The 20,318-nt window shown below is 70.1% G+C and carries 22 protein-coding genes; 12 read left to right on the forward strand and 10 right to left on the reverse strand.

Annotated elements, in window-relative coordinates; all coding sequences use genetic code 11:
• Positions 1-298: 298 nt before the first annotated feature.
• Positions 299-1,492 (reverse strand): DUF1972 domain-containing protein, encoded by a 1,194-nt coding sequence (locus MKL09_RS01830; protein ID WP_244017408.1) that lies wholly within the window; start codon positions 1,490-1,492, stop codon positions 299-301.
• A gap of 24 nt (positions 1,493-1,516) precedes the next feature.
• Here MKL09_RS01830 and MKL09_RS01835 point away from each other — a divergent pair, with 24 nt between their 5' ends.
• Complete coding sequence (locus MKL09_RS01835) at positions 1,517-2,254, forward strand: class I SAM-dependent methyltransferase (RefSeq protein WP_244017410.1); 738 nt, start codon at positions 1,517-1,519, stop codon at positions 2,252-2,254.
• A gap of 13 nt (positions 2,255-2,267) precedes the next feature.
• Here the strand turns inward: MKL09_RS01835 and MKL09_RS01840 are convergent, their stop codons facing one another.
• The 5 genes from MKL09_RS01840 to MKL09_RS01860 are packed head-to-tail and all read right to left on the reverse strand — an operon-like array spanning position 2,268 to position 8,128.
• Positions 2,268-3,200: a glycosyltransferase family 2 protein gene (locus tag MKL09_RS01840; protein ID WP_244017412.1), complete on the reverse strand. Its 933-nt coding sequence runs from the start codon at positions 3,198-3,200 to the stop codon at positions 2,268-2,270.
• Positions 3,197-4,753: an O-antigen ligase family protein gene (locus tag MKL09_RS01845; protein ID WP_244017413.1), complete on the reverse strand. Its 1,557-nt coding sequence runs from the start codon at positions 4,751-4,753 to the stop codon at positions 3,197-3,199. Before MKL09_RS01845 ends, MKL09_RS01840 begins: the two co-directional genes overlap by 4 nt.
• Positions 4,750-5,388 (reverse strand): CpsD/CapB family tyrosine-protein kinase, encoded by a 639-nt coding sequence (locus MKL09_RS01850; RefSeq protein ID WP_244017415.1) that lies wholly within the window; start codon positions 5,386-5,388, stop codon positions 4,750-4,752. The genes MKL09_RS01845 and MKL09_RS01850 overlap by 4 nt, the downstream gene beginning before the upstream one ends.
• A complete protein-coding gene (locus MKL09_RS01855; RefSeq protein ID WP_244017417.1) occupies positions 5,385-6,959 on the reverse strand; it encodes a GumC family protein in 1,575 nt (524 codons plus the stop codon). Before MKL09_RS01855 ends, MKL09_RS01850 begins: the two co-directional genes overlap by 4 nt.
• Entirely contained in the window at positions 6,956-8,128 is a 1,173-nt protein-coding gene (locus tag MKL09_RS01860; RefSeq protein ID WP_244017419.1) for a polysaccharide biosynthesis/export family protein, read from the reverse strand. The genes MKL09_RS01855 and MKL09_RS01860 overlap by 4 nt, the downstream gene beginning before the upstream one ends.
• Before the next feature lie 531 nt (positions 8,129-8,659).
• Here MKL09_RS01860 and MKL09_RS01865 point away from each other — a divergent pair.
• The 5 genes from MKL09_RS01865 to MKL09_RS01885 all read left to right on the forward strand — a co-directional run bounded on the left by MKL09_RS01865 (position 8,660) and on the right by MKL09_RS01885 (position 12,046).
• Positions 8,660-9,763, forward strand: a complete 1,104-nt coding sequence (locus MKL09_RS01865) for a helix-turn-helix transcriptional regulator (protein ID WP_244017421.1) — start codon at positions 8,660-8,662, stop codon at positions 9,761-9,763.
• 74 nt (positions 9,764-9,837) lie between these two features.
• On the forward strand, positions 9,838-10,038 hold the full coding sequence (locus MKL09_RS01870; protein WP_244017502.1) for a hypothetical protein: 201 nt from the start codon (positions 9,838-9,840) through the stop codon (positions 10,036-10,038).
• A gap of 287 nt (positions 10,039-10,325) precedes the next feature.
• The gene (locus tag MKL09_RS01875; protein WP_244017423.1) at positions 10,326-10,535 is read left to right on the forward strand and encodes a hypothetical protein; all 210 of its coding nucleotides are present in this window, start codon (positions 10,326-10,328) and stop codon (positions 10,533-10,535) included.
• A 156-nt stretch (positions 10,536-10,691) separates the two neighbouring features.
• Positions 10,692-11,222 carry a GNAT family N-acetyltransferase gene (locus MKL09_RS01880; RefSeq protein WP_244017425.1) on the forward strand — a complete coding sequence of 177 codons (531 nt, stop codon included), beginning with the start codon at positions 10,692-10,694 and terminating at the stop codon, positions 11,220-11,222.
• A gap of 209 nt (positions 11,223-11,431) precedes the next feature.
• Positions 11,432-12,046: a DUF2147 domain-containing protein gene (locus tag MKL09_RS01885; RefSeq protein ID WP_244017427.1), complete on the forward strand. Its 615-nt coding sequence runs from the start codon at positions 11,432-11,434 to the stop codon at positions 12,044-12,046.
• 16 nt (positions 12,047-12,062) lie between these two features.
• Here the strand turns inward: MKL09_RS01885 and MKL09_RS01890 are convergent, their stop codons facing one another.
• Both MKL09_RS01890 and MKL09_RS01895 read right to left on the reverse strand, forming a co-directional pair.
• Positions 12,063-13,286, reverse strand: a complete 1,224-nt coding sequence (locus MKL09_RS01890; RefSeq protein ID WP_244017429.1) for a serine hydrolase domain-containing protein — start codon at positions 13,284-13,286, stop codon at positions 12,063-12,065.
• A gap of 58 nt (positions 13,287-13,344) precedes the next feature.
• A complete protein-coding gene (locus tag MKL09_RS01895) occupies positions 13,345-13,854 on the reverse strand; it encodes a DUF427 domain-containing protein (protein WP_244017431.1) in 510 nt (169 codons plus the stop codon).
• A gap of 118 nt (positions 13,855-13,972) precedes the next feature.
• On the opposite strand from MKL09_RS01895, the gene otsB reads away from it, so the two are divergent.
• The 4 genes from otsB (at position 13,973) to MKL09_RS01915 (ending at position 16,499) form a co-directional block, all read left to right on the forward strand.
• Entirely contained in the window at positions 13,973-14,716 is a 744-nt protein-coding gene (gene otsB, locus MKL09_RS01900) for a trehalose-phosphatase (RefSeq protein WP_244017433.1), read from the forward strand.
• An 81-nt stretch (positions 14,717-14,797) separates the two neighbouring features.
• Positions 14,798-15,805, forward strand: coding sequence for a glucokinase (locus MKL09_RS01905; RefSeq protein ID WP_244017435.1), 1,008 nt, complete (start codon positions 14,798-14,800; stop codon positions 15,803-15,805).
• 68 nt (positions 15,806-15,873) lie between these two features.
• Entirely contained in the window at positions 15,874-16,116 is a 243-nt protein-coding gene (locus tag MKL09_RS01910) for a type II toxin-antitoxin system Phd/YefM family antitoxin (protein ID WP_244017437.1), read from the forward strand.
• On the forward strand, positions 16,113-16,499 hold the full coding sequence (locus tag MKL09_RS01915) for a type II toxin-antitoxin system VapC family toxin (protein ID WP_244017439.1): 387 nt from the start codon (positions 16,113-16,115) through the stop codon (positions 16,497-16,499). The genes MKL09_RS01910 and MKL09_RS01915 overlap by 4 nt, the downstream gene beginning before the upstream one ends.
• A 78-nt stretch (positions 16,500-16,577) precedes the next feature.
• Here the strand turns inward: MKL09_RS01915 and MKL09_RS01920 are convergent, their stop codons facing one another.
• Positions 16,578-18,050 carry an MFS transporter gene (locus tag MKL09_RS01920; RefSeq protein ID WP_244017441.1) on the reverse strand — a complete coding sequence of 491 codons (1,473 nt, stop codon included), beginning with the start codon at positions 18,048-18,050 and terminating at the stop codon, positions 16,578-16,580.
• 159 nt (positions 18,051-18,209) lie between these two features.
• Here MKL09_RS01920 and MKL09_RS01925 point away from each other — a divergent pair, with 159 nt between their 5' ends.
• Together MKL09_RS01925 and MKL09_RS01930 are read left to right on the forward strand one after the other, a co-directional pair.
• Complete coding sequence (locus MKL09_RS01925; protein ID WP_244017442.1) at positions 18,210-18,500, forward strand: hypothetical protein; 291 nt, start codon at positions 18,210-18,212, stop codon at positions 18,498-18,500.
• A 94-nt stretch (positions 18,501-18,594) separates the two neighbouring features.
• The gene (locus MKL09_RS01930) at positions 18,595-19,536 is read left to right on the forward strand and encodes a 2-hydroxyacid dehydrogenase (RefSeq protein WP_244017444.1); all 942 of its coding nucleotides are present in this window, start codon (positions 18,595-18,597) and stop codon (positions 19,534-19,536) included.
• Between the two features lie 88 nt (positions 19,537-19,624).
• On the opposite strand, the gene MKL09_RS01935 is transcribed toward MKL09_RS01930, so the two are convergent.
• Positions 19,625-20,062, reverse strand: coding sequence for a DUF1772 domain-containing protein (locus MKL09_RS01935; protein ID WP_244017446.1), 438 nt, complete (start codon positions 20,060-20,062; stop codon positions 19,625-19,627).
• Between the last annotated feature and the right edge of the window lie 256 nt (positions 20,063-20,318).

The raw sequence follows: 20,318 nt of genomic DNA on the forward strand, positions 1-20,318 counted from the left end.
TCGGCGGGGGAGGGTGGCCCCCGAAGGGGGGCAGGAGAGGGGAGCGACGGTGAAGGATGAGGCGGTGGCCTTCACCCCGGACCGGCGTTGTCCTGAAACCGGGGTCCGCTCTCCCGACCCCTGCTGACGCAGGGGCCACCCGCCCCCGCAGAGGGGGGAGGGAGGGCGCATGTCATTTCTGGAGCGGGCGTTCTGTCGGGTCGCGGACCATCCGTAGCCCAACGCACGAATCCGACACCCGCAGGCCCGGAGGGCGGCGATGCGGTTTAGCGACCATCCCGCAACTTCGGCCCGCTCCTCACGCCGGCCCGTGCTCGTGCCGGTGGATCGCCTCCCGGCCCCGGCGGGCGGCGCGCCGCGACGGAAGCTGGCGCCGGAGCACGCCCTCGTAGGCATCGACGATGCCCTGCCAGCCGAAGGCGTCGGCGTGCCGCTCCCGGGACGCCGCCGACAGGGCGTCGAGCCGGCTGGGGGCGGCGCGCACGAGGTTCAGGATGCCCCGGCGCAGCTCGGTCTCGTCGCCGAAGTACACGGCGCCGTCGCCCGCCACCCAGCGGTTGAACGAATTGTCGTGGGCCAGGATCGGCGAGCCGGCGCCCAGGGCCTCGACCAGGGACGGGTTGGTTCCGCCGACCGTGTGGCCGTGGATGTGGAAGCGGGCATGCAGCCGCAGGGCGGCGACGCGCTCGGCCTCGTAGATCGCGCCGGCGAAGATCACCTCGGGCCCACCCGCGGCCTTCACGGCGCGGTGGTAGGGATCGGATTCCATCAGCTTGCCCAGGACGACCAGCGGCAGGCCGGGGCGGATCTCGCTCCAGGCGCGCACGATCTGGAGCACGAGGTTTTCCGGCACCACCCGGGCGATCAGCAGCCCGTAATCGCGGGGGCGCACGTTGAACGCCGCCAGCGGCGTGGTCGGCGCCTCCAGCACCGGATCGGCGCCGTACGCGATGGTGGTGATCCGCTTCGCCGCGGTGTTGCGGGCGAGGTGCCGGGCGATCTCCGGGTGATCGGCGACGAGGTGGGTGGAGAACAGGCTGCCCAGCCGCTCGTTCAGCCAGAACCAGGCCTTGGCGGGTTTCGACCAGCGGTCGCGCTTCCACTCGATCCCGTCCATGTTCATCACGCTGCGCTTGCCCGTGAGCCGGTACAGGATCGAGAACACGGCGGTGTTGTAGCCGAGCACGAGCGGCAGGGCCGGGCGGAACGCCGCCTTCAGGGTGCATTTCAGGTCGAACACGATGGTCGCGAAGGCGCCGTCGCCGCGGACCGCCACCGGGATCAGCGCGATGCCGCGCCAGACGCTCGGCCGGGTCGGCACGCTCACCTGGCAATAGACCTCGACCCGCCAGCCGCGCGCGACCAGATCCAGCGCGAGGCGCTCGGCCAGGGTCTCGAACCCCCCATGCGCGGCCGGCACCCCGCGGGTGCCGAGGATCGCCACGGCCGGACGCCCGTCCGACCCACCCCCTTCCACCACCACCGCGCGCATCGCGCCGTCAGAGGAGCCTGAAGCATGGTTACCGTCGAACAGCGCCTGTTCCGGGAGATGGGGGCCGGGGGTTACTCCCGGCAGGACCACCGGATGGAGTACATCGTCCGCGTCAACGCGCTGCTCCGGCCGGACATGCGGGTGATGGAGTTCGGGGCGGGGCGGGGCAAATGGAGCGATGACCCGGTCCCACTGCGCCGGAACCTCGGCGATTTCCGCGGGCGCTGCGCCCACGTCATGGCCTGCGATGTCGACGAGGCGGTCCTCGAGAACAAGTCGGCCGACGCGGTCCGATTGATCGGTCACGACGGGATTCTTCCATTCCCGGACGGGAGCTTCGACCTGATCTCGGCGTTCTCGGTCCTCGAACATATCGAGCATCCCGAGGTCACCGCTTCCGAGCTCGGCCGGGTCCTCGCCCCGGGGGGCTGGCTCTGCGCCTGGACGCCCAACCGCTGGGGCTATGTCGGGGTCGGCGCGCGGCTCATCCCGAAGCGGCTGCACGCGCAGGTCCTGCGCTGGGTCGAGCCGCGGCGGGTCGAGATCGACTCGTTCGTGCCGCTCTACACGATGAATACGGAGGCGGCGCGGCAGCGGCTTTTCCCAACTGATCGATTCGAGCACTTCACCTACAGTTTCGACGGGCAGCCGTTCTATCATGGCGAGAACATCGTCCTGGGCAAGTTCTGGGAGCTGCTGTTCCGGCTCACGCCGGGTCCGTTGAAGGGCTATCACATGGTCTTCATCCGCAAGCGGCCGTAGGGACTGGGCTGGATCAGCTCCGAAGACTGCGCAGGTGGGCGGAAAACCTGCGCATGTCCTCGGCCTTGCGGGCGAGCTCCGGCCGGCGCCTCAGCCGGCCGGCGAGCCCGTAGGCGAGCGCCCGCAGGCCGAAGCCGAGCCTGAGCGGGCCCGAGAAGAAGGCCGGCGAGGACAGGAACCGGCCGGCATTGCGCAGCCGGTAGATCCCCGCCAGCCCGTCGAGCCAGCGGGCCGAGCGCGTGCCGGCCGAGCCGCCCTGGAGATGGACCACCGCGATCCCCGGCAGGTAGGCGACCCGCCAGCCGGCATCGCGTAGGCGGCAACCCCAATCCACGTCCTCGCCGTAGAGGAACATCGGGCTCTCCAGGCCGCCGATCGCGTCGACCGCGGCCCGGCGCATCAGGATGAACGCACCGCAGACCCAGTCCACGTCCACGGCCTCGCGGCCCCTTGCCTGCCGGCTCGCGAGGTAGAGGCCGCGCAGGCCGAAGCGCCCGGAGAGGCCTGCGGCGTGGACCAGGGTCGAGAGCGGGCGCGGCTCGTAGCCGGCATCGCCGACCTGATGGCGGCCGTCCGGGAAGGTCAGCCGGGGCCCGAGCGCGCCGAGATCCGGATGCGCGTCGAGATGGGCGAGCGCCGCGGCGAGCGCGTCCGGGTCGCGCAGGAAGGCGTCGGGATTGAGCAGCAGGATCGTGTCGTATTGCGCCGCCGCCAGGGCGACGGCGTTGCCGCCGGCGAAACCGTGGTTGGTCCGCTCCGCGATCAGCCGCACCCACGGGAAGGCGCTGGCGATCCGCTCCGGCGTGCCGTCCGTCGAAGCGTTGTCGACCAGGATCACCTCGTAGGGGCGGTCGATCCGGCTCGCCGCCAGGAGCTGCAGGCAGGTCGCGATATCGCCGCCGGCATTGTAGCTGACGATCAGGACGCTGAGGCCGATCCCGCTCATGGTCGATCTCTCCGCGTTCTGAGGGCTGGACGGTTATGGGGCGCGGCCGGCCGCGCACCGTAGGCCTCCACGGCCGCCCGCCGCTGGGCCGCCCGCACGCCCGCGATCAGCCCGAGGCCGGTGTAGAGCAGCTCGGCGATGCCGAGGTTGAGGCGAAAGCCTGGGTCGACCAGCCCGTGCAGCAGGTGGGCGATCAGGCCGACCGCGCAGGCGGCCGCGACGGCCGCCAGGGGATCGCCGACCGGCGCGCGCCAGGCCGCCCGGAAGCCTCGGCCGATCCCGACCAGAAAGACCAGGGCGAAGGCGGTGTAGCCGACGATCCCGACCTCGGTGAGGATCAGGATGTGCAGGTTGTGCACCACGTGGTTCGAGCGGTCGAACAGCCCGGCGAGGCGGGACAGGCCGGTCTGGTCGAGCACCGCGAACTGGTTGCCGAAATTGTTCAGCCCGACGCCGAAGATCGGGAATTGCGCGAACAGCGCCAGGGCCGCGGCGTTGAGCGGTCCGCGCTGGGCCGCCGAGCCGCCGTCATCCGCGGTCAGGCGCTCCCAGACCAGCGGCCCGGCGACGATCGCGGCGATCCCGCCCACGACGATGAGCAGGCCGAACACGATCAGGCTCGCCCGGGAGAACAGCCGGTCGCGATACACCAGCAGGATCACCAGGGCGGCCGAGAGCGGATAGGTCAGCCACGAGGCGCGCGACAGGGTGAGCACCACGCCGATGACGGCCGATCCGGCGCCGGCGGCGCCGATCAGGCGCAGGAGTTTCGGCCCCCGAGAGAGGGCGAGCGCCAGGGCCAGCGGCCAGACGAACTCGTAATAGTACCCGAGAATATTCGGGTGGACCTTCAGGCCGCCGGCCCGGCGCTGGGCGGTGAAGTTGATGTTCTCCTCGACGATCTGTTCTTCGCCCAGCACCGAGAGCCCGAGTTCGGAGCCGGAGACGTATTGCAGCCCCGCCACCGCGGTCTGCACCAGGCAGAGCGCGCAGATCGCCAGCGCCAGGGTGCGGATGTCTGCGCCGGACAGGTTCGAGACCGCCACCGAGACCAGGAGCAGGCCGAGGAACCGCCAGGCGTCGAACCAGAGGTAGGCGGTGTCGGTGGCGTTGCTGAGGGAGAGCAGGCCGGCTGCCAGGAATCCGAGCTGCGTCAGCACGAGCGGCCGGTCGAGGCGCAGGCCCCGGACGGGTTCGCCGATGCCGAACAGCTTCGCCAGGATCAGCGTCAGCGCCACCAGGAGGGCGACGCTGACGGTCAGCCCGGCCCCGCCGCCGATGCTCGGCAGATACTGCCCGACCGCCTCGAAATGCTGAAGGAAGCTCACATCAAGCTTCACTGTCAGCCCGACTGCGAGGGCGACGAGCAGGAGGGGCGTCAGCCGGCAGCGCTGCCCGGCGATCAGGGCGCCGACCCCGCCGAAGGCCGCAGCCAAGCCGACCACGGCGAATTTCAGCGGCGCGGCGCTCAGCGCCACGGCGGCGGCCGCCGCCGCAAGGCCGAGGCCGGCGACCGGCAGGGCACGGAGCGCGCGAAGCGAGGCGCCGCTCATCCGAGCCACCGGTACAGCCATTTCGGAATCGGCCGACGGGTGCCGTTGAGGACGATGCCGAGGGGCGCGCCGCCGGCAGCCTTGAGGTCGGCCAGCGCCCGCTGCGCCACGGCCCGGCGGGTGCGCTCGGCGCCGATCACCACCACGAACCCGTCCACAAAGGGCGAGAGCGCCGCGGCGTCGCCGATCTCGGTGATCGGCTCGCAATCCAGGATCGCGAGGTCGAAGCGCTCGTCGACCAGCGCCAAAAAGTCCTCGACGCGGCCGTCGTCCAGGGTCGCCCGCCGGATCGCTGCGGCATTGCCGGCCGGGACCACGCTGAGGCCGTCGGCGACCGGATGGACGCCGACGCTCGGCGCCACGTCGCCGGCGACGATGTCGGCGAAGCCCGGCCGCCCGGTGAGCCCGTAGGCCTCGGCGAGCGACGGCCGCGACCAGTTCGCCTCGATCAACGCGGCGGTGCGGCCGCGGCGGGCATAGGCGCCGGCGAGTTCGCGGGCCAGCGTGCTGACGCCCTCGCCGGGCTGGACCGCGGTGATCCCGACCCGGCGGAGCCGGGTCTCGTGGCGGCTGAGCTGGACCAGCGCCGGCTCCAGCACGGACAGGTCGATCATCGGGGTGGCGGCGGCGATCATGCGGCGGCTCCCCCGAAACGCGGCCGACGCGCGGTGCCCGAGCGCAGCGGCACGGCGGCGAGCACCGGCACGCGCAGCGAGCGGGCGACCTCGGACGCGCTGCGGTAGGTCTGAGCCAGGATCTCGGCCAGGGCGACGTAGGCGAGCGCCGCGAGCAGGCCGAGCCCGGCCGCGAGGCCGAGGATCAGCGGCCGGTTCGGCCCAGAGGGCAGCCGCGGCGGCACGGCGCGGGCCACCAGGGCGGAGGAGGTGATCGCCTGCGCGTCGAGCCCGGTGCCGGTGCGCAGCGCGTCGATCCGCTTCTGGGTGTCGGTGATCTCGTCGGTGAGCAGGCTCTTCTGCTGGATCAGCCGGCCGTAGGCAAGGGCGGCGTCGCTCTGGCCGATGGCGGCCTTGCGGCGGTTGGCCTCGATCCCCGTGATGGTCTGGATCTTCTCCGCAAGAACCGAGAGCCGCGCCGTGTCGGCGGCGATCAACGCCTGGTACTTCTGCCGGGTCAGGGCGGTGAGGTCCCGGTCGAGGCTGACGAATTCGGGCGCGGTCGGCCGGAACCGGACGGCGAGCTCGGCCCGCTTGGTCCTGAGATCCGCCCAGCGCGTATCGAAGGCCGCCACCGTCGGGTCGGCATCGGGGGGCGTCGGCTGCCAGCGGTCGGGACCGGTCTCGCGGGTGCGCTTGAGCCGGGACTCGACGCCTTCCCGCTCGATCTGCGCGGCGGATTTCTGCCGGGCGAGGTCGGACAGCGACCCGAGGTCGTTCTGCTGCTCGATCTCGAAGCTTGCGGTGTTGCTGCCCTTCAGGGATTTCGCCAGCTGCGCGTCGATGGCGGCGAGGTCGGCGCGCGCCCGCTCCAGCTTGCCCTGGTAGAAGGTCGCCGGAGTCTCGTCGGCATAGACCTCGACATGGCGACGCTTGTAGGCGTCGAGGAGCCGGTTCAGGGCCTGGGCGGCGAAGTTCGGATCGGTCCAGGTGAAGCCGGTCAGGATCACGTCCGTCTCCTTGACGAACACGACCTTGAAGGACGCGAGATAGGCCTCGAACAGCTTCTCGTCGGGGCTGAGGTGGCGCAGCAGGCCCAGCGCCTCGAACGGGATGCGGACTGTGTCGACCACCCAGGTCTTGACCGCCTTGGCCCCGCGCATGGCGACGCGGCCCTGGTAGATCAGCCAATCCATCCAGTCCTCGGGGGGCGGCCCGAGGTCGCCGGCCGGGGTGATCGCCTTCAGCGCGGCGAACTCGTCGCGCACGATGCTCGGGTCGCGCAGGATCTCGATCTCGTTGTTCACGTTCTGCGCGCGCTCGGAGAACATGTAGTTCTGGTTGGCACCGCCCTGGACCGAGCCGGCCGACTTCTCGCGGCCGAGGCGGATGATCAGCTTGGCGTCGGCGGTGTATTCGGCCGGCGTCAGCAGCAGGTAGAGGCCGGCGCCGAGGATCGCGGCGGTCAGGATCAGCAGCGCCGGGCGGATGTGCCGGAACAGGGCCGCCAGGGCGTCGCGGAGATCGAAGGCGATATCCTCGAAGGCGTCGGGTGCGGTCCGGTCGGGCCGGGACAGGTCGGACTTGGTCACGTCCCGGACCTCACGGTTGCGCTGGTGGAGGTGCTGGCGGACGGGCCGGTGATGTAGTTCACCCCGAAGCCGGTGCCGTTGAAGAGCAGGATCTGGCGCACCACCAGGTCGACCGCGCGGGCGGTCTTGGCCAGCAGCGACGGCGGCACGTAGACCGTGGCGTTCGGCGGCACGATGATCGAGTCGGCCAAGCCCGGTTCGCCGATATCGACGATGCGGACGCTGCCCGCGGCTTCCGCGTCGAACCGGATGATGCGCACGGCCTCGCCCGCGGCGGTCGGCAGGATGCCGCCGGCCGAGCCCAGGACCTGCGCCAGGGTGCGGGCGCCCTGGAGGGTGACCGGCCCCGGGGCGCGGACCTCGCCGAACACCATGGTGTTGGCCGGCACCAGGCTCGCGAGCCGCACGCTCGTGCTGACCGTGGCCAGCTGGCGGTGATAGGCGGCGGTGAGGTTGCCGGCGAGCTCGGTCACGGTCCGGCCGGCGGCCTGGACCGGGGGCACCATCGGCAGGTTGATCTTGCCGTCCGGCTCGATCGCCAGGACCTTCACGCGGCCCATATCGGCCCGCTGCGTGAGTTCGCGGAAATCATCGGTCACGGTGCGGAACTTGCGCAGCATGATCGTGACCACGGGGTCGATCAGCACGTCGTCGTAGGTGGTCTTGATCAGCGCGGCCGCGGCCTCGGGCGACAGGCCGGCGACCTTGATGCCGTTCTTGCCCGGCAGCGAGATCCGGCCATCCGGCCGCACCAGCACCGTACGGTTGTATTCCGGGTGGGTGCGGAAATCGACGTCGAACTCGTCGCTCGGGTTGAGGCGGTAGGTCGGCTGGACCACGCTCGAATCGATCAGGAACGAGATTTCGAGGTTGTCGCCGACATTGAGCCGGTAATTGGCGAGCCCCAGGCGCATGGTGCGCCCGACCTCCTCCTGGGCGGCGGCGACGACCGCAGGCGGCAGTCCGTCGGGGATCGAGCCGGTCTGGGTCACGTCCGGGCCGGATCGCCCGGCCGCGTGGGGCTTGCCGGACATGCAACCGGTTAGCAGCGGTGCGCAGGTCAGGACCGCCAAGGCGGCGGCACGGCCTCGCGGATGGTCCGCGACGCTGGAGGCTCGGGCGACGCGCCGGGTCGCCGCGCCGAGGAACGCAGACAGGAAAAACGCCATCGACCTTCAGCCGCACCATGCTCGACTGCGCCCGTCCGATGACAACCCGTGATCGAACCGCGCAGAGCGATACAATCGACGGGTTTGGTTAACGAGGCTTGAAGCTGGCCGATCTGAACTCTATCAGAAGTTGTGAATGCGGCTTCGTGGCAAACTGCGGAGCCGGGGCGGCGGTCCGAGCGGCCTGGCGCGGGGCGGCATGCGGACGGGCGGCGCCGGACCGCCCCAGTATGGCGGGCGCGGGGAAGACCACGTCTCGGCTCGATTTTGGTACCCTGAAATCGTCCGCGGCGCGTCGGACGGCGTCGTGTCGGCTCACATCCGTCCAGCTGCCCGACATCCGGCGCAAACCTGCGGCCTGATCAGTCGATCGATCGGGATGGATCAATCGAAAACGCCATCTCTTCAGGTGCTTGCCCAAGATTGAGGGTTCGATTAATAAAAAATCGGTCGAACCGTGGGTGTTGGTCTAATGAAACCGACGCGGTGCGGTCCTGATTGCCGGTCTTCGCCGGCGCGGAGTCGAGCACCATGCCCGGCCTGAACCAGCCTCTGTTCGCGCGCCTGCGCGACGACCTGGAGGTGACTTTCCGGGAAGACCTCGAGGAGGCCGTGGTCGATCCGGCGCGCTGGCCGGATCTGATCGAGCGGGTGTCCCGGGCTTCCGGGAGCGAGGGCGCGCTGCTCCTGCGCACCGATCGGCCGGCGCTGGATGCGATCACCACGGCATCCCTCGCCGAATCGTCGAAGCGCTACTTCGAGGAGGGCTGGCACCGGGAGGATCACCGCTTCCGCGGGCTGCCGATGATCCGCGCCCGGGGCATCACGGTCGATCAGGATTTCACCACCCCCGAGGAGATCGAGCGGCTGCCGTTCTACCAGGACCTGCTGGCCTCCAGCGGCCTGCGCTGGTTCGCCGGAATCGGCTTCGAGGTGAAGGGCCGGCTCTGGTGCCTCGCGTTGCAGAGGACCGCGGCGCAGGGCCTGTACGAGCCGGACGAGCAGGCGCGCCTTGCCACCCTGTCGCCGCTGCTTCGGCGCGCGGGGCTCCTGACCGCGATGGTCGAGACGGCGCGGCTCGCCGGGCTAACCGAGGCCTTCGACATCATCGAGCGCCCCGCCATGATCCTCGATTCGGAGGGCCGGGCTCTGCGCTGGAATACGGCGTTCGGTGCCCTGCTCGGCCGCGACCTGAGGCTTGTGGGCGGGCGTCTCGCCGCCGAGGAGGGCGAGGCCGCGCGGCAGCTCGAGGCGCTGTCGCGTCCATCCGGGCGGCCGCCGATCACCGCGATCGTCGTGGCGCGGCGGGACGCGTTGCCGATCGCCCTCCATGTCGTGCCGCTGGTCGGCCCGAGCCGCGGGGTGTTCGCGGGCGGGAGCACGCTGCTGCTCGCCAGCGTTCCCGGGCATGCGTCCGTCCCAGCCGTGGTCATCCTTCAGACCGCCTACCGCCTGACCCCCGCAGAGGCGCGCCTCGCCCAGGCCCTGTCCGGCGGCGTCACCCTGGCCCAGGCCGCGAACCGCTTCGCGATCACCGCCGCCACCGCGCGCTCGCAGCTGAAAGCGATCTTCGCCAAGACCGGGGCGACCCGGCAATCGGACCTGCTCCGGCTGGTGACTGGGCTGGCGCGGTAGGTCTCGCCCGGCGGCTGCCCGCGGAACGTGTCGGGTCGCGAGGTCGTTGCAATCCACACGATTGGAGAATGGCAATGACATATCGGATCGCACTGGCCTCCGCGCTGACGATCAGCGCTCTCGTGCTCGGCGCGCCGGCCGAGGCGAAGGGGTGTCTCAAGGGGGCGGTCGTCGGTGGCGTCGCCGGGCACATGGCCGGGCACGGCAAGATGGGCGCAGCCGCCGGCTGCGCGGTCGGCCACCACCGGGCCAACAAGAAGGACAAGCAGAGCTGATCGCGCTCTGAGATCGACGCAAGGGTCGCGCCCGCCAGGGCGTGACCTGAAGAAGCGCACGGCCCTGCGAAGCCGGATCCCCGATCGAGGATCCGGCTTCGCGCGTTTTTCGAGATGGACGTTTGTCCAACCGCTCCGAACGCGCGGAACGCCGCAGACAGGCCGCCGGAGAGAGACCTACGAGGGCGAACCCTTGACCATTCATTGGAGTTGTTCTAATTAAGAACTGTGAGCGGGCGACCTCCTTTCGGACCCCGCAGAAGTTTTCAAGGCCACGGAGAAACATGATGTCCGGTACCGCGAACGCCGCCTGCCAGAGCTGCCGCTTCTTCGACGACCACAAGCTCAACGGCGCCCAGTCGCAGGGTGACGAGGGCCTGTGCCGCTTCAATCCGCCGGTCAGCCAGCCGGCGCCGCAGTCCAAGGGCCTGTGGCCGGTGGTGGCGTCCCAGGATTGGTGCGGGCACTTCACCGCCGAGATGACCGCCGCCGAGTAATCGGATCCCGCGGCACACCGATCGCGCGTGGGGAGGGCGTCCATCCCCGCGCAGCCCCGCGACGCGATCATGCCGCGACGAACAGTGCGCGATCACCCGGGCCCACGGGATGATCGCGCATTGCCGCATTGGGCCATGCGCACGTATGTTTGTGCCGTGACCGACGTGATCCGTTCAGCGACCGAGGCCGACATCTCGGCCATCGCATCCATCTACGGCGACGCCGTTCGCTCCGGTACGGCCAGCTTCGAACTGGAGCCGCCGACCGTCGAGGAGATGGCCCGCCGTTTCTCGGTCTTACGTGCGGGCGGCTACCCCTATCTCGCGGCCGTCCGGGACGACGTGGTCGTCGGCTACGCCTATGCCGGACCCTATCACCAGCGCGCCGCCTATCGATCGACCCTTGAGGATTCGATCTACGTTGCGCAGGCGGCCCGGGGGGGCGGCATCGGCCGCGCCTTGCTCGCCGCGCTGATCACGGAGACCGAACGCATCGGCGCCCGGAGCATCGTCGCGGTCATTGCCGAAAGCGATTCGTCGGCCTCCGTGGCCTTGCATGCCGGCCTCGGCTTCACGCCGGTCGGAACCCTTGCGGGTGTGGGCTACAAGCACGACCGCTGGCTCGACGTGACCCTGATGCAGCGCTCGCTCGGACCCGGCCGCTCCACGCCGCCGACGCGCGCGTGAACCATCCGTGGCTGCTGCCAAGACTTGCCAATACCCCTCGGCCCAGGCTGCGTGGTCATGATGCGGACAACTTCGCGCGAGAGACGGCGGGCAGGATGCGCAAGCCGCCCGGTTCTCGGCCCGGCGCCAGCGCAATGACGCGAGTGAGGGGCTGACCGCATGGCGGGCGGTTCTCCCCTTCAGAGCTCGCGAGGCAGGGGAGTTCGGGTATGATGGTTTCTTCGATCGGCCGGCGGTTCGCGCCGCTCGCGGTCCTGGCACTCGCCACGCTTGCGACACCGGCGCATGCCGCGTCTCCTGTCGACCCCAGCGGCACCTACCTCACCGAGGATGGCCGCGCCCGGGTCCGCCTCGAGAAGTGCGGCGCCGCCACCGACCGTTTGTGCGGCTACGTCGTCTGGCTGAAGGTCCCGCTCAACGAGAAGAACGAGCCGCGGATCGACTTCAAGAACCCCGATCCGAAGAAGCAGACGCGCGCCTCCCTCGGCCACCAGCTGATCATGGGTCTGAAGCCCAACGCCGACGCCCATTACGAGGGCAAGATCTACAATTCCGAGGACGGCAAGTCCTACGATGTCACGATCTGGACCGACGCGCCCAACGAGCTGACGGTGAGGGGCTGCCTGATCGCCTTCCTGTGCAAGTCGCAGACCTGGAACAAGGTCGTCGACCTCGCGCCGGGCCAGCTCGCCGGCCCGACCAACGCGCCGAACGGTCCGCGCAGCGACCCGGAATTCGTCACGGCGCCGCCCAAGCCCACCGCCAAGGCGGGCGCGAAGCCCGCGCCGAAGCCCGCCGCCGCGGACGCCCCCGCTCCGCAATGAGCCGGGTCCGCGGCGCTCAATCGTCCAGCGCCGCGTAGGTCAGGACCCGCAGCTCCCGCCGGATCGGCAGGGCCGAGGACGGCACGAGCTGGGTCATGAGCACCACCGAGAGATCCTCGGCCGGGTCGATCCAGAAGGCCGTCGAGGCGAGGCCCCCCCAGGCGACCTCGCCGGGCGTGCCGAGGATCTGGGCCCGGGCCGGGTCGAGCATCACCGAGAAGCCGAGGCCGAAGCCGATCCCGGTATAGGAGGTCTCGGCGAAGCGCGGCGTGCCCATGGCCGCGAGATCCCCCGACAGGTGGTTCGCCAGCATCAGATCGACGGTCTTCCGTCCGAGCAGGCGGTTCCCGTCGAGGGTGCCCCGGTCGAGGATCATTCGGCAGAAGCGCTGATAATCGGCCGCTGTGGAAACGAGGCCGCCGCCGCCCGAGGCGATGGCCGGCGGCTGGGCGAAGGCGGTATCCACGGAATCGTCGAACAGCTTGAGCTTGCGCGCCCGGTCATACACGTAGGTCGCACAGAAGCGCGGCATCAGCTCCGGGCGGACGTGGAAGTCGGTATCGACCATGCCGAGCGGGCTGATGACCTCCTCGCGGAGGTAATCGGCGAAGGGGCGGCCGGTGAGCGCCGCCACGTACTGGCCGAGCACGTCGGTGGCGACGCTGTAGTTCCAGGCGCTGCCCGGCTGGGCGAGGAGCGGCATCCTGGCGACCCGCGCGGTCATCTCGGCGAGACTGCCCTCGCGCGCTAGGAAATCGATGCCGTGCTCGCGATACTGCGCGTCGACGAGGGTCGCCTCCATGAACCCGTAGGTCAGGCCGGTCGTGTGGGTGAGGAGGTCGCGCACGGTGATCGCCCGGCGCGCCGGCTCGGTCTCCAGCTTCGCCCGGTTGCCGCCGACCGCGACGCGCATCTCCGCGAAGTCCGGCAGCACCCGCGCGACCGGGTCGTCGAGCTGGAACCGGCCCTGCTCGTAGAGCTGCATCACCGCCACCGAGGTCAGCGGCTTGGTCATGGAGTAGATCCGGGTCACCGTGTCGAGGGTGAACGGCGTGCCGCGGGCGATGTCGGCCTGTCCGCAGGCGCGGGCGAAGGCGATGCGGCCTCGGCGTGCCACCGTAACGGAAAGGCCGGCGAGCCGGCCCTCGTCCACCAGCCGATCCATCCACGGCGCGATCCGCGCGAGCCCGTCCGGGCTGAACCCCGCGCCTGTCGGGTCGATCTCGGTCAGCGCGCTCATGGCGTCTCCTTCGGCCGGTAAGACTCGGCGAGGAACGATAAAGCGCGCCGGAGCGAAGTTACCAGCCCATCGTGCCCGGGCTGCCCTTGAACGGGCCGACGATGCCGGGGGTGATCCAGCCGCCGTAGAAGGTGCCGGGCTGGGGCGTCACCCGCGCGTCGCCGACGAAGCAGGCATCCATCGGCAGGGCGTAGAACGCGACGTAGCCGCCGATCGCATTGAAGCCCGGCGTCGGGTCCGGGTACGACCAGGCGGCGCTGTGCGCCAGCCGGTCGCCGCCATGCACGTCGAACAGCACGGCCTGCCCCTTCCACTCGCAGATGCCGCCGCGGCGCGGCCCCGAGAGCACGCCGGCCATCACGTCGCCGGGCGGAAAATAGTAGGTCGGGGGATGGGCTGTCTCCAGCACCCGGTAGCCGGCTTTGGTCTGCGCGATCACCGCACCGCCGAGCACCACCCGCAGCGTCTCCGACACCCGATCGAGGCGCGGGGGCCGCGGATAGTCCCAGACGCTCTCGTCGCCGGGTCTGGTCGGGTCGGGGATCGGACGCGAAATCGGGCGGGCCATGTCGGGGCCGGCGTATATCGTATCCAGCGTAAGCGATAGGTTGATGCGCATCACCGTTTCTCGCGCCGTCGTCGCATGCTAGCCCGTGCCCGACGCTCACCGCCCGGGACCGACCGCGATGGACATCGCCCTCTTCCTCGACTTCGACGGAACGCTCGCCGAGATCGCACCGCGGCCGGATGCCGTACAGGTCGAGCCCGGCCTGGTGGAGACCCTCGAACGGCTGCGCGACCGGCTGGGCGGGGCGCTGGCGATCGTGACCGGCCGGCCGGTCTCGGTGATCGACGGTTTTCTGGCACCGTCGCGCCTCGATGCGGCCGGGCTGCACGGCGTCGAGCGCCGGGTCGCCGGGGCGCTGTCGGGCGGCCGCGCCGAGGACCATCCGGAACTGCGCCGTCAGGTCGAGCGCCTGCAGGCCGAGAGCCGGGCGCTCGCCGACGTGCTGATCGAGGACAAGGGCGCCTCGGTGGCGGTGCATTGGCGCCTGGCGAGCGCTGACGACGCCGCCTGGGCCGAGGCGCTGGTCAAGGATGCCGCCGATACCCTCGGGGGCGCCTATCGGCTCCAGCTCGGCAAGGCCGTGGGCGAGATCGTGCCGGCGCAGGCGACCAAGGCCCACGCGATCCGCGCCTTCCTGGAACAACCCCCCTATGCCGGGCGCCGGCCGGTGTTCTTCGGCGACGACCGCACCGATGAAATCGCCTTCGCGTCGGTGGCCGAGGATGGCGGCATCGCCGTCCGGGTCGGCGACGGCGACACCGTGGCGAGCCGGCGTCTACCGGGTCCGGCCGCCGTCCGTGCCCTGCTGCGGGACTGGGCCGCGGGCGGCACGATCGACCCCGAGGCCCTGCCGCCGGCGTGAGCCCGCCCTATCCTTCGTCGCATGACGGCAGGCACGCGTTCTGCCTTGCCGTGAGCCAGCTCAAGAAAAGGCCCTTCGTCGATGTTCGAGTTTCCGGTTCTGATCGGTGACATCGGTGGCACGAACGCCCGCTTCGGCCTGATCGCCGAGAAGGGCGCCGAGCCCCAGATTCTCTCCCACGAGGCGACCGCCGACCATCCCGATCCGTCGCACGCCATCAAGGCGGCTTTGGCCAAGGCCGGCGATGCCGTGCCGGCACCGCGCTCGACCATCCTGGCGATGGGCGGGCGGGTCGACGGCCCGGAGCCGCAACTCACCAACGCGCACTGGCGGATCGGCGGCGAGCGCATCGCGAAGGATTTCGGGCTCTCCTCGGCGGTGGTGGTGAACGATTACGTGCCGGTCGCGGCCGGCGCGGCCGATATCGAGCCCCACGACCTCACCCCGGTCGGGCCCAGCCCGACGATTCCGGGCGGCGCCCGGGTCGTGCTCGGGCCCGGCACCGGCTTCGGGGCTGCGGCCCTGGTGCCCTACTCTGCCCACCTCGCCATCGTCTCCACGGAGGCCGGTCACACCGATTTCGGCCCGGCGGACGCGTTCGAGGAAAAAATCTGGCACGCGCTGGAGCGGGTCGACGGGCGCATCACCGTCGAGGCAGTGCTCTCGGGGCCGGGCCTGGCGCGGTTGCACGCGGCGGTGGCGCATGTCCGCACCGGCCAGCCGCACGAGAAGCTCGACCCGGCGGCCGTGACCGAGGCCGGGCTCAAGGTCTCGGATCCGCACGCCGCTGAGGCGCTGGAACTGTTCGGCCGCCTGCTCGGCCGCGTCTGCGGCGACCTGGCCTTGACCTTCCTCGCCACCAGCGGCGTCTATATCGGCGGCGGCATCGCACCCCGCATCGTCAAGGTTCTGGAGGAGAGCGGGTTTCGCGAGGCGTTCGAGCGCAAGGCGCCCTTCGCCGAGATGATGCGCCAGATCCCGACCAGCGTCATCACGGTCCACGACCCGGCCTTCAAGGGCCTGGCCGCCCTCGCCAACGAGGGCCGGCGCTTCGTCTACCACGGGCAGGTTTGGCGGAAGGACGGCTGAGGGTTCACGATCACGCGAGCGGCCGTCGCGCGGGGCCGCAGGATGTCTTGTGGGCTGGGACCGGATCGATGCGGACGGTCACGTTGAAGGACGCCAAGACCAATCTGCCGCGCCTCGTGGAACAGGCGGCGTCCGGCGAGCCGTTCATCATCGCGAAAGACGGCAAGCCCCTTGTTCGTGTCGTCCCATTCGACGCGCCGGCCGCTGCCACGACCTCGCGAATCGGGTTTCTGGCGGGATGCATCCGCGTCCCGGACGATTTCGATCGGATAGGTAGCGAAGAGATCACGGCTTCGTTTGAAGGCCGGTGAGCTATCTGCTCGATACGCATATCCTGCTCTGGGCAGCGGCAGGGTCCGACCGTCTGACATCGGAAGCACGCCGCCTCATCGAAGAGCCCGCGAATACGCTCGTGTTCAGCGCGGCGAGCCTGTGGGAGGTCGCGATCAAGAACGGCCTGGGCCGCGCCGACTTCCAGGTCGATGCGAAGCGCCTGAGGATCGGTTTGCTCGACAATGGCTACGTCGAGCTTCCCGTGACGGGGGCTCATGCCGCCGCCGTCGCCGGCCTTCCACCCATTCATCGCGACCCGTTCGATCGGCTCTTGATCGCACAGGCCCAGGTCGAGGGGCTGGAGTTCATCGCGGCCGACCGGATCATCGCGCAGTATGGCGGTCCGATCCGGTTGGTTTAAGCGGATGTCGTTTGCCCGTTCGGCCGGATCTCGATGCGTCGAGGGCAAAGAGATCCGGCTTGGGGCCTGCCTTCCGCCTTACGCCGCAGCCAGCGGCTTCGAAACGTCCTCCAGGGACTTGCCCTCCGCGGCCGTGCCCCAGACTCCGCCGACCACCGCGGCGATCAACATGAGGGCGGCGCCGATCCCGTAGCCGAACAGCACCCAGTCCCGGGAGCCGGTCTCGACCAGGCTGCCGAACAGGAGCGGGCCCGAGACGCCTCCGATGCCGGTGCCGACCGCGTAGAAGGCCGCGATGGCGAGCGCCCGGATCTCCAGCGGGAAGGTCTCGGAGACCGTGAGGTAGGCCGAGCTCGCCGCCGCCGAGGCGAAGAAGAACACCACCATCCAGGCCGCGGTCTGCCCCACCGGACCGATCACGTCGAGGCGGAACAGCAGGCCGACGGCGACCAGCAGCACCGCCGAGATGCCGTAGGTGAACGCGATCATCTGGCGCCGGCCGATCGTGTCGAACAGCCGCCCGAGCAGCAGCGGCCCCAGGAACGAGCCGAGGGCGAAGGGCAGCAGGTACCAGCCGACGCTGTTGCCCGGCACGTCATAGAACCGCTCCAGCACCAGCGCGTAGGTGAAGAACAGGGCGTTGTAGAAGAACGCCTGGGCGACCATCAGGGCGAGGCCGACCATCGTGGCCAGCCGGTTGGTGACGAACAGGGCCCGGAACACCTCCGACAACGGGGTGTGGCTGCGCGTGCGGACCTTCATGCGCTTGCTCTCGTCCGCCGGCGGTAGCGTGACGCCTTCGTCGGTGAAGCGCTTCTCGATGCCGGTGACGACCCGGTCGGCCTCGGCGGCGTAGCCGTGGGTGGCGAGCCAGCGCGGGCTCTCGGGTATCCAGGTGCGCAGCAGCAGGATCACCAGGCCGATGGCGCCGCCGGTGAAGAAGGCGACGCGCCAGCCCCAGGCCGGATCGATCACCTCGGGCCGCAGCAGCACGATCGACATGAACGAGCCGAGCGCCGCACCGATCCAGAACGAGCCGTTGATGACCAGGTTGGTCCAGCCGCGGACCCGGGCCGGGACCAGCTCCTGGATGGTCGAGTTGATCGCCGTGTACTCGCCGCCGATGCCCGCGCCGGTGAAGAACCGGAAGACGCAGAAGCTGGCGACGCTCCAGGACAGGCCCGTGGCCGCGGTCGCGATCAGGTAGAGGGCGAGCGTGATGAAGAACAGCTTCTTGCGGCCGATCCGGTCGGTCAGCCAGCCGAAGCCGAGCGCGCCGGTGACCGCGCCGACGAGGTAGCAGGAGGCGGCCAGCCCGACATCGAATTCCGAGAACGACATGGGCGGCTGGCGCAAGGCGCCCACCAGGGAGCCGGCGAGCGTCACCTCAAGCCCGTCGAGCACCCAGGTGATGCCCAGCGCGACGATGACGAGGACGTGGAAGCGGCCCCAGGGCAGCCGGTCCAGCCGCGCGGAGATATCGGTGTCGATGACGCGGCCGATCTCCGCGCGCTCGGGTGTCCCGGCGCTTCCCTCAACCTTGCTCGCCATGCTTGCGCGTCCTCCCGACGGATTTGTTTACCGTGCCTCAAGACTCGGTGTTTACCGCGACTCGACGCAGGTGTTGGGAACAGGTTGGGAATCGATTCGGTTCGATCCCGTCTTCACCCGTGACAGGCAGAGCTAGCGTGTCCACGCGGGTTCCCTGTCATGTCTTCCCCATCGCCTCGTTCCCGGCCGCAGCGCCGGTACCGTTACGGCCTCCTCGCCGTCATGACGCTCGCTGGGCTCGCCACCGTGCCCACCGAGGGCGCGGACCGGCATCTCGAGCGGCCCAAGCCTCCGGTCCCGATGGCGAGCGCCGAGCGCTGGCGCCTGCGGCCGACCGAGGTGGCGGTGCCGGTCACCACCGGCAGCCTGCGAAAGCGCGCCGCGACCGCGATCCCTGAGGACCGGCGCAGCGTCCGGCTGGTCTACCCGGCGCTGATTGAGACGCGTTGATTCTGCCGTCTGACTTTGCGAACGCGCCTCGGGCAGGCACAGCGCCTGCATCGCCCCAAGCGGGCGCAGCCTGAGACGCGTACGGAGTTCGAGGATGGCGGAGGTTGTCGCGCTGGTCGGGTGCAAGGGCCCGGCCCAGGAGGCGGAGTATCTGCAGATCCTGTCGGCCGCGATGCAGGGCGAGCGGCTGGTCCCGTTCCATCGGATGACGGAAGCCGAGCGCGCGGCGGCGCAGGTGGCCATCGTGGCCAACCCGGATCCCGCGGAGGTTGCCGCCCTGCCGGGCCTGGTCTGGGTGCAGAGCCTGTGGGCCGGCGTCGAGAAACTGGTCGGCGCCTTCGACCGGCAGCTTCCGATCGTCCGGCTGGTCGACCGCGAGATGGCCCGCACCATGGCCGAGGCGGTGCTCGCCTGGACCACCTATCTCCAGCGCGACATGCCGGCCTATGCTCGCCAGCAGCGCGAGCGGGTTTGGAAGCCACATCCCTACCGCAAGCCGGCCGACACGACGGTCGGCCTGCTCGGTCTCGGCGCGCTCGGCACCGCGGCGGCCGAACGGCTCACCGAAGCGGGGTTTCCCGTCATCGGCTGGAGCCGGACGCCGAAGACCGTGGCGGGGATCGAGACGGTCCACGGCGCGGATGGCCTCCCGGCGATGCTCGGGCGCTGCGACATCCTCGTCTGCCTGGTGCCGCTGACGCCGGAAACACGCGGCCTGGTGAATGCCCGGCGGCTCGCCGCCCTCAAGCCCGGAGCGGCGCTGATCAACTTCGCCCGCGGTCCGATCGTGGTGACCGACGACCTGATCGCAGCGCTGGATGCCGGCCACCTGTCGCACGCGGTGCTCGACGTGTTCGATGTCGAGCCGCTGCCGGCCGAGTCGCCGCTCTGGACCCATCCGGGCGTGACCGTGCTGCCGCACATTTCCGGCCCGACCGACATGGAGTCCGCGGCCGACACGGTGGCGGCCAACCTGCGCGAATACCGCCGCACCGGGAAGCCGCCGCAGGGCGTCGATGCCGGGCGGGGGTATTAGGGTCTGAGTCCCTGCGAAGGTGCGACGGTCCGCTTTCGGGCAGCTCAGTAGACGAAGATCTCGAGAGCAGGTTGGGCGGACAGCAGACCTAGCGCGTGACGAAAAAGGCCCAGACGAACAGAAGCGACGCGGCGGAGCCAAGCGCACTTCTGACGCCATGCAGATTGGCCCAACGACGCAGCAGATCCCGGCTTTCCGGCCCCGCGTGCTGCGGCTGCATCGCCATCAGCCGCTTGTTCGTTGGCATGATGACCAACATCGTGAAGGGCCAATTGGCGAGCAGGAACAGGCTTCCGGCCAGCCACTGCCATTCCCGATGAACATACCACGCTAGGCATCCCGCCGCTCCTCCAAGGATGGCTAAGCTAGCCTGGATGGGTAGAGCGCGCTTGTAGCTGGGCTGCCACTGCGCAAGCAGTGGTCCGTCTTCCAAGCCCATCCTGGCGGGATGTTCGACAAGGGTGATGTAGAGCGCGGCTCCGGCGAAGAGGGTCGCGCCGACAAGGGCAACAAGGTCAGGGATCACCGAAAATCTCCTCTGGTGCGCTACAAGAGACGCAACCTGCCCGGTGTGCCTCTCCCGATCCTGATCGGTTTGGGACGCCGAGGCTGAGAAGAATCCGCTTGAGGACGGACGCAGGAGCTACCAACCGGCAACTCTATTTCCGGCTGAGCCATGATGCCGGATGCCAGGTAACCTGGCCACGTTCCACAGGACCGCCTCGTGTCGTTGCGGAACGTCGGCCTCGGGCTGGAAGACAGCCCTTTCAAGGTGTTCGGCG

Source organism: Methylobacterium sp. J-048 (assembly GCF_022829515.1).
Classification (GTDB): Bacteria; Pseudomonadota; Alphaproteobacteria; order Rhizobiales; family Beijerinckiaceae; genus Methylobacterium.

Coding starts and splice junctions, on each gene's coding strand:
- MKL09_RS01840 (WP_244017412.1), bottom strand. CDS start 3,200: ATGAGCGGGATCGGCCTCAGCGTCCTGATCGTCAGCTACAATGCCGGC.
- MKL09_RS01835 (WP_244017410.1), top strand. CDS start 1,517: ATGGTTACCGTCGAACAGCGCCTGTTCCGGGAGATGGGGGCCGGGGGT.
- MKL09_RS01895 (WP_244017431.1), bottom strand. CDS start 13,854: ATGGCCCGCCCGATTTCGCGTCCGATCCCCGACCCGACCAGACCCGGC.
- MKL09_RS01910 (WP_244017437.1), top strand. CDS start 15,874: ATGCGGACGGTCACGTTGAAGGACGCCAAGACCAATCTGCCGCGCCTC.
- MKL09_RS01870 (WP_244017502.1), top strand. CDS start 9,838: ATGACATATCGGATCGCACTGGCCTCCGCGCTGACGATCAGCGCTCTC.
- MKL09_RS01865 (WP_244017421.1), top strand. CDS start 8,660: ATGCCCGGCCTGAACCAGCCTCTGTTCGCGCGCCTGCGCGACGACCTG.
- MKL09_RS01890 (WP_244017429.1), bottom strand. CDS start 13,286: ATGAGCGCGCTGACCGAGATCGACCCGACAGGCGCGGGGTTCAGCCCG.
- MKL09_RS01830 (WP_244017408.1), bottom strand. CDS start 1,492: ATGCGCGCGGTGGTGGTGGAAGGGGGTGGGTCGGACGGGCGTCCGGCC.
- MKL09_RS01845 (WP_244017413.1), bottom strand. CDS start 4,753: ATGAGCGGCGCCTCGCTTCGCGCGCTCCGTGCCCTGCCGGTCGCCGGC.
- MKL09_RS01875 (WP_244017423.1), top strand. CDS start 10,326: ATGTCCGGTACCGCGAACGCCGCCTGCCAGAGCTGCCGCTTCTTCGAC.
- MKL09_RS01850 (WP_244017415.1), bottom strand. CDS start 5,388: ATGATCGCCGCCGCCACCCCGATGATCGACCTGTCCGTGCTGGAGCCG.
- MKL09_RS01920 (WP_244017441.1), bottom strand. CDS start 18,050: ATGGCGAGCAAGGTTGAGGGAAGCGCCGGGACACCCGAGCGCGCGGAG.
- MKL09_RS01885 (WP_244017427.1), top strand. CDS start 11,432: ATGATGGTTTCTTCGATCGGCCGGCGGTTCGCGCCGCTCGCGGTCCTG.
- otsB (WP_244017433.1), top strand. CDS start 13,973: ATGGACATCGCCCTCTTCCTCGACTTCGACGGAACGCTCGCCGAGATC.
- MKL09_RS01860 (WP_244017419.1), bottom strand. CDS start 8,128: ATGGCGTTTTTCCTGTCTGCGTTCCTCGGCGCGGCGACCCGGCGCGTC.
- MKL09_RS01925 (WP_244017442.1), top strand. CDS start 18,210: ATGTCTTCCCCATCGCCTCGTTCCCGGCCGCAGCGCCGGTACCGTTAC.
- MKL09_RS01905 (WP_244017435.1), top strand. CDS start 14,798: ATGTTCGAGTTTCCGGTTCTGATCGGTGACATCGGTGGCACGAACGCC.
- MKL09_RS01930 (WP_244017444.1), top strand. CDS start 18,595: ATGGCGGAGGTTGTCGCGCTGGTCGGGTGCAAGGGCCCGGCCCAGGAG.